Genomic DNA, 13,762 nt, shown 5'->3' on the forward strand with positions numbered 1-13,762 from the left:
AAGCCCCGAGCGCAGTGCGCCCGGGGCGGAAACCGCAGACACCGCCTGGCCTTACGGCTTCGGCGTCTCGATCCGGTAGGCGGCGATATCGCCGGTGGTGTCGAGCAGGTAAACGCGCTCGCCATCGCTGACCGGCGCGCTGATCACCGGATCGCCACCCAGGTTGACGCGCGCCACCGCGTGGCCATCGCCCGGATCGAAGAAATGCACATAGCCCTGGAAGTCGGCGGCGATCACGTAGTTCGCCAGCATGCCCGGCGGCGACAGGCGACGGAACTTCAGCGACTCCTGCTTCCACGACACCGCGCCGGTGTCCGGGTCGAGCGACCACAGCACGCCGTCGTTGTCGGTGACATAGAGCGCCTTGTCGGTGGCCGTCATGCCCGAGTAGCTCTTGATGCTGCGCCGCCAGCGGCTTTCACCGCGCGTCGGATCAATCAGCGCGATGTCATTGCCGTAGGTCACGGCGTAGATGCCGTTGTCGGCAGCCAGCAGGTCGGCGTCGATATCGGTCAGCCGCTCCAGTTCCGAACGACCGGTCGGCACCGACACGTTCTGCTCCCAGGCCGGCACGCCGTCGGCGAGGTTCAGCGCCACCAGCTTGCCGTTGTCGAGCCCGGTGTAGACGCGGTTGCCGAGGATCAGCGGCTTGGAAAGGCCGCGCAGGGTCAGGTTCGGAATGGTGCGGTCGAAGCTCCAGATCCGGCTGCCGTCGGTGACCGACAGGCCGAACTCGCGGCCGTCCGCCGCGCGCGCGACAACGATGTCGCCGCTGGCGGCCAGCGGTGCCAGCACTTCGCTCGGCAGCGACGCGCGCCAGCTTTCGGCGCCGCTGGCGCGCTTCAGCGCGATGACTTCGCCATCGAGCGTGCCGACCAGCACCAGGTCACCGGACACCGTCGGGCCGGCGATGATCCGGGCCTTGGTCGCGGCGCGCCAGATGGTGGCGCCGTTGGCCGGCGTCAGCGCGAACACCTGACCGTCGATCGAGGCGGTGTACAGCGCATCGGCTTCCAGTGCCAGGCGCAGACCGGAGTACAGCGTCTTGCTGCCGTTGCCGGCCGAGCGCGACCAGACTTCCTTGAGCCGGATTTCAGGCTGCTTGATGGCGACCAGCTCGGTCGGCTCGCGAACCTTCGGCTTCGACGAGCAGGCGCTGACGGCCAGCGCCGCCGCGACCAGCATCAGGGCAAACCGCGATGTCACGATTTCACCGCCGCGACGTCGGCGAGATCGTCGATCTTCTTCTGCAGCGCATCGGCGATCGGCGCGTTGGCGGTGCCGGTGGTGGCGTCGCCGAGGCTGGCCACCGCCTTGGTGTACGCCGCGAGCGCAGCTGGGCGGTCGCCTTCGGCGAGCTTGATGTCGCCGCGCAGTTCTTCGTAGAGCACCACATAGCTGCCGGCTTCGGCGTCGAGCAGCTTCATCGCGTCGCCCGGCTTGCCCTGCTGCCAGAGCACGCGCGCCAGCCGCAGCTGGATCAGCGGCTTCAGCGCAGCGTCATCGGCGTGGGCGCCCGCCCATTCGAGACGGCTGCGCGCGGCATCGAGCTTGGATTCTTCGACCGCCGCCTGCGCCAGCTTCATCGCGCCGGCCACGGCATACGGCGTCGACTCGAATTCGGCGACCAGGCGATCGCCCATGCGGCCGGCCTCGTCGAACTTCTTCGCCGACACCGCCTTCTTGAGTTCCTCGAACAGCTGCGAGGCTTCGGCGCGGGTCTGGTTCTTCCGGTTCTGGTAGTACTCCCAGCCGAAGATCGCGCCGAGGCCGAGGCCGAGGCCAACCGCCAGCGCCAGCCAGTTTTCCTTCCACCAGCGGCGCAGGTCTTCGACTTGGGCTTCGTCGTCGTAATGGGTGCTCATGTCTCGTTCTCGCGTGGCGACGGGGCGTCGCCCGTTCGGGTGGTCAGTCGGCTGATGGGAGGGCGCGAATCAGAGCGCAAGTCGGCTGCCGAGTTCCGCAGCCAGCTCCGTTTGGCGACACAGGTAGGCGTCGCCTTCGCCGCGCAGGGATTTTACTTGAACGGTGCCGGCAGCCGCTTCGTCGTCGCCGATCACCAGCGCGTAGCGGGCACCGGACTGGTCGGCGCGCTTGAGCTGCGACTTCAGCCCGCCGCCGCCGGCATTGAGCACCAGCCGCAGGCCCGGGTAACGGTCGCGCAGCGCTTCAGCCAGCTGCAGCGCCTGGCGTTCGGCTTCGGCGCCGAAGCGGCAGACATAGACCTGCGGGCTGTTCGAGGTGATCGCCACCTTCTGCACGCCCATCAGCAGGATCAGCCGTTCGATGCCGAGGCCGAAGCCGACGCCGGTGGTCTTCGGCCCGCCGAGCTGTTCGACCAGGCCGTCGTAGCGGCCACCGGCGCAGACCGTGCCCTGGGCGCCGAGCTGGTCGGTGACCCACTCGAACACCGTGTGCGTGTAGTAGTCGAGGCCGCGCACCAGCCGCGGATTGACCGTGTAGGCGATGCCGAGCGCATCGAGCCCGGCCTTGACCGCGTCGAAGTGCGCGATCGAGGCATCGTCGAGATGGTCGAGCAGGCGCGGCGCACCGGCGACGATCGCCTGCGTGGCCGGCACCTTGGAATCGAGCACCCGCAGCGGATTGCTGTGCAGACGGCGGCGGGCATCTTCATCGAGCGCCGCCTCGTGCTGTTCGAGATAGGCGATCAGCGCCGCCCGGTGCGTGGCGCGGCAGGCCGGCGTGCCCAGGGTATTGATCTGCAGCTCGAAGCCGGACAGGCCAAGCCGCTTCCACAGCTGCGCGGCGATGGCGATGACTTCGACATCGGCATCCGGCGTGGCGATGCCGAAGGCTTCGACATCCAGCTGGTGGAACTGCCGGTAGCGACCGGCCTGCGGGCGCTCATAACGGAACACCGGGCCGGTGCACCAGACGCGCTGCTGCTGGTTGAACAGGATGCCGTGCTCGATGCCGGCGCGAACCACGCCGGCGGTCAGCTCGGGACGCAGGGACAGCGCTTCGCCGCCGCGATCTTCGAACGAGTACATCTCCTTCTCGACCACGTCGGTCACTTCGCCGACCGCGCGCTTGAACAGCTCGGTGCGCTCGACCACCGGCAGGCGCAGCTCGCCATAGCCATAGGCGGCAAAGACTTGCGCAGCGACGGCGTGGACGTGCTGCCAGGCGGCGGAATCGGCCGGCAGGACATCGTTCATGCCGCGAACGGACTGGATCTTCATGAGGCGGGCGGGACGAGAGTGACGGCCGGTGGCCGGCTTACTGGGCGGCAGGGACGTACGGCAGGTTGATGCGCACGGTCGAGTTCTGGCGCAGGTGCGGCGTCAGGTCGAACGGCTTGCCGTCGAACTCCACCCGCACGCCCGGCGCGTAGCCGATGAACAGCGCATACGGCGGCCGGCCGCGCAGCAGCTGGCGATCGCCGGACGGAATGGTGCCGGACAGCAGGGTGCGGCCATCGGCATCCTCGATGCGCACCCACGACGCCGACTTGAAATCGAGCAGCAACGCGCCGCCCGCCGAGCTGACCACCGCCGCCGGATCGACGGCCGTGGCGGCGGCGCCGGTCGCAGCATCGGCGGATGCCGGCAGCGACGACAGCGTGGTTGCCGCCATCAGCGCCAGGCCGGATCCGGTCGACGACGACGCGGCGCCGGGGGCCGGCGCAGGAGCTGCGCCATTCGCGGCATCGCCGCCAGCGGCAGGCGCGACTTCCGCCGGGGCCGGCGCGGTTTCCGGGGTGGCCAGCGCGCTGGCCGGGATCGCCGGACCGGTGGCCGGGCTGGCCGCGCCGGCCGGCGTCGGTGCGGCGGCGCCATCGGCCGCATCCTGGTTGATGAACCACAGGCCGGCGCCCACCAGCGCGGCGATCACCAGCACGATGATCCAGCCGGAGCCGCTGCCGCTGCTGGGCCGGCCGGAGCCCATCGTCGAACCGCTGTTGCCGAGCAGCATCTTGGTCGGCAGCGGCGCGCTTTTCGGCGCGTAGAGCTTGTCGTAGGCGGCGATCAGCTCGGCTTCCGGCAGATTCAGCACCTTGGCGCACTTGCGGTAATAGCCGCGCACGTAGACCGCTTCGGTCAGCGTGCTGAAGTCGTTGCGCTCCAGCGCCTCGAGCGTGCCGCGCGCCAGCCGGGTCAGCGTCGCCAGCTCCTCGATGCCGAGCTTGGCGCGTTCGCGCGCCTGGCGTATCGCCTGGCCGGGACCAGCCGTGGCGGGGGACAGCGGGGCGTCCGGGTTGTCGGACGGGTCGCGCAGGTTCGGAGCGGTCGGATCGGAGGTCATGGTGCAGGCGGGTTCTTCAGCAGTTGCACAGCCTGGTCGGATTCCGGGAATCCGCTGATCAGGGTCTGTTCGTAGCGGCGCGCCGCCGCCCGGTCACCAAGCTTGCGCTGGGTGGAGGCGGCGATCAGCAGCAGGTCCGGCGGCAGGCTGCCGAGCTTTTCGTAGCGCTTCAGAAAAGCATCGGTGCGCGCCCAGTCGCCGGCGGCGTAGGTCAGCTGGGCAATCTGCGCCAGCGCTGCGCGGTATTCCGGATTGATCTTCAAGGCTTCGCGGAAGCTGGTCTCGGCGCGCGGATCGCTCGCCTGCCGCTGACAGATGCCGGCATTGGTCCACGCCGCTTCCGGGGTGGCGTAGTTGCGGTTGGCCAGCGCGGCCTGAAACGCCCGGTCGGCCTCCTTGACCTTGCCGAGCTCGCAGAGCAGTACGCCGAAGTTGTTGTGGGTGGCGGCGTCATCCGGCGCCAGCGCCAGCGCGCGCCGGTACTCGCGCTCCGCGCCCTCGCGGTCGCCCCGCTGCGTCAGCACGAAGGCCAACACGCCATGCGCCTGGGCGTAGCGATCGTTCTGCTCGACCGCCTTGCGCAGCTTTTCCTCGGCCACCTCGAACTGCCCCTGACGGGCGTAGTCGACGCCGAGCTGCGTGTTGATCCGCGCCGCTTCCTCGAGATCCGGCGGTGACTGCGGCCGCAGCTCGCCGCTGGTTTCAGTGACGCAGGCGGTCAGCGCAAGCGCCGTCAGCACAAGAGCCACCGCGCTGCGGATCACTGCACGCGCACCGGAATGTCACCCAGGCGCTTCTTCTGCTTCGCCTGCACCTTTCCCACCCATTGTCCGCAGGGAGCCCGTGCGCCACCGACGAGGGGCCCCGCCGCGAACGCGGTGGGGATCGGAGCAAGGCGCATCGCGGCGAAGGCCTGCGGGCGGCTCATTGCACGCGCACCGGTATGTCGCCAAGGCGCTTCTTCTGCTTCGACTGCACCTTGCCGACGAGTTGCCCGCAGGCCGCATCGATATCGTCGCCACGGGTGCGGCGGGTCATCGTCAGCAGACCCTTGGCGCGCAGGATTTCGGAGAAGCGGTTGATCGCGTCCGGCTTCGAGCGCTTGTAGCGCGCGTTCGGAAACGGGTTGAACGGAATCAGGTTGACCTTGGCCGACGCCTGGCTGCCATGCGTGGCGTTCAGCAGGCGGGCGAGTTCGCGCGCGTGCTCCGGCTGGTCGTTGACGCCGTCGAGCATCACGTACTCGTAGACGATGTGGGCCTTGCGGTCCTTACCGGCCAGATAGCGGCGGCAGGCGTCCATCAATTCGGAAATCGGGTACTTCTTGTTGATCGGCACCAGCTCGTCGCGAAGCTGATCGTTTGGCGCGTGCAGCGAGATCGCCAGCGCGGTGTCGACATCGCTGGCCAGCCGGTCGATGAACGGCACCAGGCCCGAGGTGGAGATCGTCACCCGGCGCTTGGACAGGCCGAAGCCGAAGTCGTCGAGCAGGATGCGGATCGCCGGCAGCACCGCGTTGTAATTGGCCAGCGGCTCGCCCATGCCCATGAAGACGACGTTGGAGATCACCTTCTCGTTCTGGAAGTCGCCGCCGAGCGCTTTCCCGGCGAAATACACCTGGGCCACGATCTCGGCCGTGGTCATGTTGCGGGAAAACCCGCCCTGCGCCGTCGAGCAGAACGAGCAGTCCATCGCGCAGCCGGCCTGCGAGGAGATGCACAGGGTGCCGCGGTTGGCTTCCGGGATGTAGACCGTCTCGATCATCGTTTCCGGACGGCCTTCGCGTTCCTCCAGCTTCAGCACCCACTTGCGGGTGCCATCGGTGGACAGCTGCTCGGTGACCAGTTCCGGCGGCCGAATCACGAAGTGCTGTTCGAGCCTTGCGCGCAGGGCCTTGCCGACATTGCTCATCAAGGCGAAGTCGACGACCCCGCGCCGATAGATCCACAGCATGATCTGGTCGGCGCGGTAGCCGGACTCGCCCATCTTTTCGAACTCGGCGCGCAAGGCGGCGCGGTCGAGTCCGAACAGGTTGACGCGCGCGCCTGCCACTGCCGCCGGGCGCGGCTCGGCGTCCGTCGGCGGGGTCATCGGGGCGGGCTGTTCAGCGGTCACGCGTCACCTGTGGGCCGCAACCGGCTCAGCGCGTGCGCGGCGCGAGTTCGGTGGTGCGGAAGAAGTAGCCGATTTCGCGGGCGGCGTTTTCCAGGCTGTCCGAACCGTGGACGGCGTTCTCGTCGATCGAGTCGGCGAAGTCCGCACGGATCGTGCCCGGGGCGGCCTTCTTCGGATCGGTGGCGCCCATGATGTCGCGGTGCTTGGCAACCGCGTCTTCGCCTTCCAGCACCTGGATGATGACCGGGCCGGAGATCATGAAGCTGACCAGGTCCTTGAAAAACGGACGGGCGCTGTGCACCGCGTAGAAGCCCTCGGCCTCTTCGCGCGACAGGTGCTGCATGCGGGCGGCGACGATGCGCAGGCCGGCAGCTTCAAAGCGCGAATAGATGCCGCCGATGACGTTCTTGGCAACGGCGTCGGGCTTGATGATCGAAAGGGTGCGTTCAACCGCCATGATGATGTTTCCGTGTGTGGATGTAGACGACGCCCCGCTGACAGCATCCGGGGCGGAAAAACACGGAATGTTAACGGGTTGCGCGCAGGCCCGGCAATCTGCGGCGCTGCAGCAAGCGGGGCGCCGGGCCGCAGCGCGGGCTTTAGCCGACCGCGAAGCTCTCGCCGCAGCCGCACTCGCCGGTGACGTTCGGGTTGCGGAACTTGAACGCTTCGTTGAGACCTTCGCGCTGGAAGTCGAGGGTCAGACCATCGAGGAACGACAGGTGTTCCTTCGCCACCACCACCTTGGCGCCGTGGGCGTCGAACACCGCATCGTCGGCACCCGGGGCGTCAGCGTAATCCAGCACGTAGGCGTAGCCGGAGCAGCCGGATTTCTTGACGCCGATTCGCAGGCCATAACCCTTGCCGCGCTTGGCGATCTGCGTCTGGATGCGTTGTGCCGCGCTTGCCGTCAGTTCGATGCTCATGCTCGTGGCTCCTGAAACCGGGTCAGCAGCGCCTTCAGCGCATCTTCCCCCAGCAACGCACAGTGTGCACGATCCTCCGGGATTTCAAGCGCTTCGCGGAGATCCGCCGCTTTCAGGCGACGTAGTTCATCGACCGTGCGGCCGGCACACCAGCCGGCGATCCAGGCGCCGACGGCGATGGTCGTCGGGCAGCCGTAGGCCTGGAAGCGCCCTTCGGTAACCCGGTCGCCGTCGACGCGCAACGCCAGCCGCAGCACCGAGCGCGCCGCCGGCGTGCCGGCGTCGGCGCTGATCACGCCAGCCGTGCCGTCGGCAAACACGCCGGCATTCGGCGCGCTGCGGAACAGCCGCCAGATCGCCGGTGCGTAGCCGTAGGGGTTGTCGTCGTCGATCTCGTTCATCACCTGCTCCCGGGCAGCGGCGACAAGGCGCGCAGCCACGCGACCTGGGCGATCACGGCAGCGGCGGCCTGTTCGATCTCGGCCATCGTCGTCGGCCGGCCGAACGAGAAACGCAGGGACGCATTGGCCGTTTCATCGTCGCGACCCAGGGCCCGCAGCACATACGACGGCTCGGCCGTGGCCGACGAGCAGGCCGAGCCGCTCGACACCGTGAGGTCGGGCAGCGCAGCACGCAGCGCCTCGCCCTCGACGCCGGGGAAGCTCAGGTTCAGCAGATGCGGCGCGGCGCTTTCGCCGCCCGCCGAATCGCCGGCCGGACCGTTGCGCAGCACGCCGGGAATGCCGCGCAGCCGCGCCCACAGCGCGTCGCGCAGGCCGCTGCAATGGGTGGCATCGGCATCCAGCCGTTCGGCCGCACGCTGGCAGGCCGCGCCCATGCCGACCACCTGATGAGTCGGAAGCGTGCCGGAGCGCATGCCCTGCTCGTGGCCGCCGCCATGCATCTGCGGCGCCAGCCGCGCGCGGGGCCGGCGGCGGACGTACAGCGCACCGACACCCTTCGGCCCGTACAGCTTGTGCGCCGACAGGCTCAGCAGATCGACCGGCACGGCCTTCAGGTCGATCGGCAGCTTGCCGGCGGCCTGTGCGGCATCGACATGCAGCATCACGCCGCGCTCGCGCAGGCTCGGCGCCAGCCGCTCGATGTCATTGACCGCGCCGATCTCGTTGTTCACCCACATCAGCGACACCAGCGCGGTGTCCGGCGTGATCGCCGCCAGCACCGCATCCGGCGTCACCCACCCCTGCCCGTCCGGCTTCAGATAGCTGACCCGAGCACCGAGCGTTTCCAGATGGCGGCAGGTGTCGAGCACGCACTTGTGCTCGGTCTTCGAGGTGACGATGTGCACCGGCTTGCCGTTCTTCGGAAAGCCGCGGAACTCCAGCGCGCCCTTGATCGCGAGGTTGTTCGATTCGGTGGCGCCGGAAGTCCAGATGATCTCGCCGGGCTCCGCACCAATCAGCGCCGCAACCTGCTGGCGCGCCCGCTCCACCGCCGCGCGGGCCTTGAAGCCGGGGCCGTGCGTGGAAGCCGGATTGCCGTGCAGGCCGCCCGGCGCCAGGTACGGCAGCATCGCTTCGAACACCGCTGCGTCGAGCGGCGTGGTCGCCGCGTAGTCGAGGTAGATCATGCCGCCACCGCCTGCGCGCGCAGCTCGGCCAGCACCGCCAGGAAACGGTCGATCTCGGCTTCGGTGGTCGAAACGCCCAGGCTGATGCGGATCGCGGAGAACGCGATGTCGCGTTCCCAGCCCATGCCGATCAGCACATGGCTGGGCTCGCCGGTGCCGGCGGCGCAGGCCGAGCCGCTCGAAACGGCAATCCCTTTCCGGTCGAGCGCCATCAGCAGCGCCTCGCCTTCCCAGCCAGCGACCCCGCACTGCACGGTGTTGGCAAGACGCGGGCTGCCATCGCCGAAGATCGTGATGCCGGGCAGTGCGCGCAGGCCAGCTTCGAGCCGCGCCTTCAACTCGGCCCAGCGGGTGACGCGTTGCCCGACTTCCGCGACGGCCAGTTCGCAGGCCGCGCCGAAGCCGACGATCGCTGCAAGGTTTTCGGTGCCGCCGCGCAGGCCGCGCTCCTGGCCGCCGCCGTGCAGCTGGGTGCGCAGCTCGACATGCGAGCGCACCAGCAGCGCGCCGACACCCTTCGGCCCGTACAGCTTGTGCGCCGACAGGCTCATCAGATCGGCACCGGTGTCGGCGAACGAAAAGGCCAGCTTGCCGCCGGCCTGCACGGCATCGACATGGAACAGGCCACCCGCGTCGTGGACCAGCCGCGCGGCGCGCGCGCAGTCCTGGATCACGCCGGTCTCGTTGTTGGCCAGCATCAGCGCCGCGACCTGCACCGGCCCGCGCGCCAGCTGCGCTTCAAACGCCGGCCAGTCGATGAGGCCGGCGCGGTCGATGGCGATCGTTTCGACCTGCCAGCCGTGCGGCCGCAGCGATTCGGCGGTTTCGAGAATCGCCGGGTGTTCGGTCGCGCCGTACAGCACGCGGCTCGGCGCGCGGCCTTCGGTCAGGCCTTTCAGCGCCAGGTTGTTGGATTCCGTGGCGCCGCTGGTGAATGTCACTTCCGAGGCTTCCGCGCCGGCCAGTGCAGCCACCTGCACGCGCGCCGCCTCGATCGCATCGCGCGCCGCACGGCCGTAGCGGTGCACGCTGGAGGCATTGCCGTACGGCCCGGACAGGTACGGCAGCATCGCCTCCAGCACCCGCGGGTCCAGCGGCGTGGTGGCGTTGTGATCGAGGTAGATCGGCATGACGCGAAGTTTACCGCCGCGCCGGCACTGCACCGGCGACAGCCGCCGGCCTGAACGATCAGCCCAGCTTGATCTCCCGCAGCCGCTCCCAGAGATAGTCGTTGGCGGTGATCGGCACCGGATAGCGGCTCGGGTTGCCCGGCGTGATGCAGGACGGCAGCACGTCGATCAGGAAATCCGGATTCGGGTGCAGGAAGTACGGCACCGAGTACCGGGCCCGGCGTGCCGCAGCGCCATGCGGGTTGACCACCCGATGGGTCGTCGACGGATACACGTGGTTGCTCAGCCTTTGCAGCATGTCGCCGATGTTGACGACGATGGTGTCGCCCTCGGTGGTGATCGGCAGCCACTCGCCGCGCCGGCTCAGCACTTCCAGCCCACCTTCGCTGGCGCCGACCAGCAAGGTGATCAGGTTGATGTCCTCGTGGGCGCCGGCGCGGACGTTGGGGATGTCGGCCGAGGTGATCGGCGGATAGTGGATCGCCCGCAGGATCGAATTGCCGTGGTCGATCTTGTCGTCGAACCAGTGCTCGTCAAGGCCGAGATTCAGCGCCAGCGCCGCCAGCACCTGCCGACCCAGCTCGCCGAGCGCCTCGTACAGCGCGTAGCCGCAAGCCTGAAAGCCCGGTACTTCGGCCGGCCACAGGTTCGGCGCCATGATCGCGGCGTAGCGCGAATCGCGCGGAATCTCGCGGCCGATGTGCCAGAACTCCTTTAGGTCCGGCAGCGATGCACCCTTGGCGGTCTCGATCTTGAACGGCGTCAGCCCGCGCGTACCGCCGGGGCCGGCGGCATAGCGACGCTTGACGTCTTCCGGCAGCGCGAAGAACAGCCGGAACACCCGGTAGGCCTCGTCGATCAGCGCCGGGGCGATGCCGTGGTGGCGGATGCCGCAGAAGCCGTACTCGCGATAGGCCGCGCCCAGTTCGGCGACGAAGGCGGCGCGGTCGTGCTGCCAGCGCCGGAAATCGAGCGTCGGGACGCCGCTCACGGCTGCGGCTCGACGGCCTCGGGCGGACGGTACTTCGGCTCCTGCGGCAGATGCGGGAAGCGTTTGTTGGTCGGCTTCAGGCCCAGCGCCTCCTCGACCGAGGTCAGGATGCCACGCACGATGTTGAACTCGTGGCTGTCGGGTGCGGCACGGCCGAACATCCGGCGCATCCGCCGCATGATGTAGCGCGGCGCTTCCGGGTCGATGAAGCTGGTCGCGATCAGCACCTTTTCCAGATGGCCGTACAGGTGTTCCATCTGCCCCTGCGGCACCGGCTGGTGCTCGGGCATTTCCGGCAGCTTGGCGCCGGCGGCCAGCCGCAGCTCGTAAGCCATGATCTGCACGGCGGCAGCGAGGTTCATCGAGCCGAACTCGGGGTCGGTCGGGATCGCCACCGCTTCGCGGCAGTGGTCGAGCTCCTCGTTGGTCAGCCCGGTGCGCTCGCGGCCGAAGACGATCGCGATCCGCCCCGGGTGCTGGCCGGCGGCCAGCCGGGCCACGCATTCGCGCGGTTCGGAGAACGGAATCTGCACATAGCGCACGCGCGCCGTGGTGGCGATCACGTGCTCGCAGTCGGCCACCGCATCGGCCAGCGTTTCGTGGATCGTCGCGCCGGCCAGGATGTCGTCGGCGCCGGAGGCCAGCGCAGTGGCTTCAGGATCGGGAAAGCGGTGCGGCGCGACCAGTGCCAGGTCGCGCAGACCCATGTTGCGCATGGCGCGGGCAGCGGAGCCGATGTTGCCCGGATGATGGGTCGCCACGAGTACAACGCGGATGCGGGATAATAGTTCCACTATCTGATTCATCGACGGCAAAGCCGGAAGTTTCCGGCTTTGATCGTGCGGACGCCAGTCTTGCGCCGCAGCCTCGTTCACCGGACCCGCTTCCCCGCCATGCATCCGCTCGTCAACATCGCCGTCAGTGCTGCCCGCTCCGCCGGCAATTTCATCATGCGCAGCCTCGACCGGGTCGACCAGCTGACCGTCGAAAGCAAGGGCCGCAACGATTTCGTCACCCAGGTCGACCGCAGCGCGGAAGCCGAGATCGTCAAGGTGATCCGCAAGGCCTATCCGCAGCACGCGATCCTCGGCGAGGAAGGCGGCGCAAGTGGCAATAACGAAGTGGTCTGGATCATCGACCCGCTCGACGGCACCACCAACTTCCTGCATGGCCTGCCGCACTTCGCGGTGTCGATCGGCATCCAGGTGCGCGGCAAGCTCGAGCACGGCGTGATCTACGCGCCCTGCACGCAGGACCTGTACTGCGCCACCCGGGGCTCCGGCGCCACCTTGAACAACCGCAAGATCCGCGGCAGCACCGCCAAGGAACTCGACAGCGCGCTGATCGGTACCGGCGTGCCGCTGAAGCCGGAACTGCTCGATGCCTACCTGCCGATGCTGAAGACCATCGCCGGCAATTCGGCCGGCATCCGCCGCGCCGGCTCGGCCGCGCTCGACCTCGCCTATGTCGCTGCCGGCCGTCTCGACGGCTTCTTCGAACTGGGCTTGAAGCCCTGGGACATGGCCGCCGGCATCGTGCTGGTGCAGGAAGCCGGCGGCACTGTCACCGACCTCTACGATGCCCGGGGCGACGTGATGAGCAGCGGCCACATCCTGGCCGCCCCGCACAAGTTGCACGCCCAGCTGGCCGAGGCCCTGCGCGGCGTGGCGCGGCCGATCGAGCCGGCTGTCGAATAACGGCGTCAGCCGCCATGAAAAAGCCCCGCTCGAAGCGGGGCTTTTCGTATCAGACGTCGTCGCCCCTCAGACCACCGCGCCATCGTTCTCGGCCTTGGCCTGCTTCTCGGCGCGGACCTTCTCGTCCTTTTCTTCCGGCGGCAGCAGGTCGTCGCGGGTGACGCCGAGCGCGACCGCGAGCCCGGTGGAGACGTAGATCGACGAATAGGTCGCGACGATCACGCCGACGATCATCGACACCGAGAAGCTGTGCACCGTCGAACCGCCGAGCGAGAACAGCGCGACGCAGACCAGCAAGGTGGTGACGTGGGTGATGATCGAGCGCAGCAGGGTCTGATTGACCGACAGGTTCACCACTTCGAATACCGACGCCTTGCGGGTGCGGATCAGGTTTTCGCGGACGCGGTCGAAGATGACGATGGTTTCGTTGTTCGAGTAGCCGATCAGCGCCAGGATCGCCGCCAACGTGGTCAGATCGAATTCGACCCAGGCCAGCGACAGGAAGCCGAGCACCATCACCGCGTCGTGGACCAGGGCGGCGATCGCGCCGATCGCGAACTTCCATTCGAAGCGGAAGGCGATGAACGCTGCGATCAGGCCGAAGGCCACCAGCATCGCGATCGAGCCTTTCTCGCTCAGCTCCTCGCCGACCTGCGGGCCGACGAACTCGACACGGCGCATCTCGACACCGGCTTCGCCGGCCCCGACCGCCGCCAGCACCTTGCTGCTCAGGGAGGCCGAGGTTTCCGAGTTCGGCGGCAGGCGGATCAGCACCGTCGACGAGCCGCCGAAATACTGCACCACGCCATGCTCGTAGCCGCCCTTGGCGAGGTCCTCGCGGACCTTCTCGAGCTGCACGGACTGCGGGAACGCCACTTCGACCAGCACGCCGCCGGTGAAGTCGATGCCGAAATTCAGGCCCCGGAAGATCACCAGCAGGATCGACGCCGTGGTCAGCAGCGCCGACAGCACCAGGCCGACCTTGCGCTGGCGCATGAAGTCGAACTTCGGAACATTCGCGAACACTTTCATTGGCTCAGCTCCGG

Annotated in this window: 16 protein-coding genes; 1 reads left to right on the plus strand and 15 read right to left on the minus strand. The window is 68.4% G+C overall.

The window, feature by feature from the left end; translation table 11 throughout:
* Positions 1–51: 51 nt before the first annotated feature.
* From bamB to ACTIGJ_RS15335, 14 genes are all read right to left on the minus strand, one after another.
* On the minus strand, positions 52–1,206 hold the full coding sequence (gene bamB / locus ACTIGJ_RS15270; RefSeq protein ID WP_439641189.1) for an outer membrane protein assembly factor BamB: 1,155 nt from the start codon (positions 1,204–1,206) through the stop codon (positions 52–54).
* A complete protein-coding gene (locus ACTIGJ_RS15275) occupies positions 1,203–1,865 on the minus strand; it encodes a YfgM family protein (protein WP_439641190.1) in 663 nt (220 codons plus the stop codon). Before ACTIGJ_RS15275 ends, bamB begins: the two co-directional genes overlap by 4 nt.
* Before the next feature lie 69 nt (positions 1,866–1,934).
* On the minus strand, positions 1,935–3,203 hold the full coding sequence (gene hisS, locus ACTIGJ_RS15280; RefSeq protein WP_439641191.1) for a histidine--tRNA ligase: 1,269 nt from the start codon (positions 3,201–3,203) through the stop codon (positions 1,935–1,937).
* Positions 3,204–3,240: 37 nt separating this feature from the next.
* Positions 3,241–4,266, minus strand: a complete 1,026-nt coding sequence (locus tag ACTIGJ_RS15285) for a RodZ domain-containing protein (protein ID WP_439641192.1) — start codon at positions 4,264–4,266, stop codon at positions 3,241–3,243.
* A complete protein-coding gene (pilW, locus tag ACTIGJ_RS15290) occupies positions 4,263–5,030 on the minus strand; it encodes a type IV pilus biogenesis/stability protein PilW (protein WP_439641193.1) in 768 nt (255 codons plus the stop codon). The genes ACTIGJ_RS15285 and pilW overlap by 4 nt, the downstream gene beginning before the upstream one ends.
* Positions 5,027–5,194 (minus strand): hypothetical protein, encoded by a 168-nt coding sequence (locus ACTIGJ_RS15295; protein WP_439641194.1) that lies wholly within the window; start codon positions 5,192–5,194, stop codon positions 5,027–5,029. The genes pilW and ACTIGJ_RS15295 overlap by 4 nt, the downstream gene beginning before the upstream one ends.
* Positions 5,191–6,357 carry a 23S rRNA (adenine(2503)-C(2))-methyltransferase RlmN gene (gene rlmN, locus ACTIGJ_RS15300; RefSeq protein ID WP_439641195.1) on the minus strand — a complete coding sequence of 389 codons (1,167 nt, stop codon included), beginning with the start codon at positions 6,355–6,357 and terminating at the stop codon, positions 5,191–5,193. Before rlmN ends, ACTIGJ_RS15295 begins: the two co-directional genes overlap by 4 nt.
* 49 nt (positions 6,358–6,406) lie before the next feature.
* A complete protein-coding gene (gene ndk / locus ACTIGJ_RS15305; protein ID WP_439641196.1) occupies positions 6,407–6,838 on the minus strand; it encodes a nucleoside-diphosphate kinase in 432 nt (143 codons plus the stop codon).
* A 142-nt stretch (positions 6,839–6,980) separates the two neighbouring features.
* On the minus strand, positions 6,981–7,307 hold the full coding sequence (locus tag ACTIGJ_RS15310) for a HesB/IscA family protein (RefSeq protein WP_439641197.1): 327 nt from the start codon (positions 7,305–7,307) through the stop codon (positions 6,981–6,983).
* Positions 7,304–7,708, minus strand: a complete 405-nt coding sequence (locus tag ACTIGJ_RS15315) for an iron-sulfur cluster assembly scaffold protein (protein ID WP_439641198.1) — start codon at positions 7,706–7,708, stop codon at positions 7,304–7,306. The genes ACTIGJ_RS15310 and ACTIGJ_RS15315 overlap by 4 nt, the downstream gene beginning before the upstream one ends.
* Positions 7,708–8,898, minus strand: a complete 1,191-nt coding sequence (locus ACTIGJ_RS15320; protein ID WP_439641199.1) for an aminotransferase class V-fold PLP-dependent enzyme — start codon at positions 8,896–8,898, stop codon at positions 7,708–7,710. The genes ACTIGJ_RS15315 and ACTIGJ_RS15320 overlap by 1 nt, the downstream gene beginning before the upstream one ends.
* The gene (locus ACTIGJ_RS15325) at positions 8,895–10,028 is read right to left on the minus strand and encodes a cysteine desulfurase family protein (protein WP_439641200.1); all 1,134 of its coding nucleotides are present in this window, start codon (positions 10,026–10,028) and stop codon (positions 8,895–8,897) included. The genes ACTIGJ_RS15320 and ACTIGJ_RS15325 overlap by 4 nt, the downstream gene beginning before the upstream one ends.
* 58 nt (positions 10,029–10,086) lie before the next feature.
* Positions 10,087–11,019 carry an isopenicillin N synthase family dioxygenase gene (locus ACTIGJ_RS15330; protein WP_439641201.1) on the minus strand — a complete coding sequence of 311 codons (933 nt, stop codon included), beginning with the start codon at positions 11,017–11,019 and terminating at the stop codon, positions 10,087–10,089.
* Positions 11,016–11,825: an RNA methyltransferase gene (locus ACTIGJ_RS15335; protein ID WP_439641202.1), complete on the minus strand. Its 810-nt coding sequence runs from the start codon at positions 11,823–11,825 to the stop codon at positions 11,016–11,018. Before ACTIGJ_RS15335 ends, ACTIGJ_RS15330 begins: the two co-directional genes overlap by 4 nt.
* Before the next feature lie 87 nt (positions 11,826–11,912).
* On the opposite strand from ACTIGJ_RS15335, the gene ACTIGJ_RS15340 reads away from it, so the two are divergent.
* Positions 11,913–12,716, plus strand: coding sequence for an inositol monophosphatase family protein (locus tag ACTIGJ_RS15340; protein ID WP_439641203.1), 804 nt, complete (start codon positions 11,913–11,915; stop codon positions 12,714–12,716).
* Positions 12,717–12,782: 66 nt separating this feature from the next.
* On the opposite strand, the gene secF is transcribed toward ACTIGJ_RS15340, so the two are convergent.
* A complete protein-coding gene (gene secF, locus ACTIGJ_RS15345; protein ID WP_439641204.1) occupies positions 12,783–13,748 on the minus strand; it encodes a protein translocase subunit SecF in 966 nt (321 codons plus the stop codon).
* Positions 13,749–13,762: the final 14 nt, after the last annotated feature.

The organism is Nevskia sp. (assembly GCF_051860985.1).
Lineage (GTDB): Bacteria > Pseudomonadota > Gammaproteobacteria > Nevskiales > Nevskiaceae > Nevskia.

Excerpts from the sequence above, each read along its gene's own strand:
- ACTIGJ_RS15275 (WP_439641190.1), bottom strand. The coding sequence starts at position 1,865 with ATGAGCACCCATTACGACGACGAAGCCCAAGTCGAAGACCTGCGCCGC.
- hisS (WP_439641191.1), bottom strand. The coding sequence starts at position 3,203 with ATGAAGATCCAGTCCGTTCGCGGCATGAACGATGTCCTGCCGGCCGAT.
- ACTIGJ_RS15285 (WP_439641192.1), bottom strand. The coding sequence starts at position 4,266 with ATGACCTCCGATCCGACCGCTCCGAACCTGCGCGACCCGTCCGACAAC.
- ACTIGJ_RS15295 (WP_439641194.1), bottom strand. The coding sequence starts at position 5,194 with ATGAGCCGCCCGCAGGCCTTCGCCGCGATGCGCCTTGCTCCGATCCCC.
- rlmN (WP_439641195.1), bottom strand. The coding sequence starts at position 6,357 with ATGACCCCGCCGACGGACGCCGAGCCGCGCCCGGCGGCAGTGGCAGGC.
- ndk (WP_439641196.1), bottom strand. The coding sequence starts at position 6,838 with ATGGCGGTTGAACGCACCCTTTCGATCATCAAGCCCGACGCCGTTGCC.
- ACTIGJ_RS15310 (WP_439641197.1), bottom strand. The coding sequence starts at position 7,307 with ATGAGCATCGAACTGACGGCAAGCGCGGCACAACGCATCCAGACGCAG.
- ACTIGJ_RS15315 (WP_439641198.1), bottom strand. The coding sequence starts at position 7,708 with ATGAACGAGATCGACGACGACAACCCCTACGGCTACGCACCGGCGATC.
- ACTIGJ_RS15320 (WP_439641199.1), bottom strand. The coding sequence starts at position 8,898 with ATGATCTACCTCGACTACGCGGCGACCACGCCGCTCGACGCAGCGGTG.
- ACTIGJ_RS15325 (WP_439641200.1), bottom strand. The coding sequence starts at position 10,028 with ATGCCGATCTACCTCGATCACAACGCCACCACGCCGCTGGACCCGCGG.
- ACTIGJ_RS15335 (WP_439641202.1), bottom strand. The coding sequence starts at position 11,825 with ATGAATCAGATAGTGGAACTATTATCCCGCATCCGCGTTGTACTCGTG.
- ACTIGJ_RS15340 (WP_439641203.1), top strand. The coding sequence starts at position 11,913 with ATGCATCCGCTCGTCAACATCGCCGTCAGTGCTGCCCGCTCCGCCGGC.
- secF (WP_439641204.1), bottom strand. The coding sequence starts at position 13,748 with ATGAAAGTGTTCGCGAATGTTCCGAAGTTCGACTTCATGCGCCAGCGC.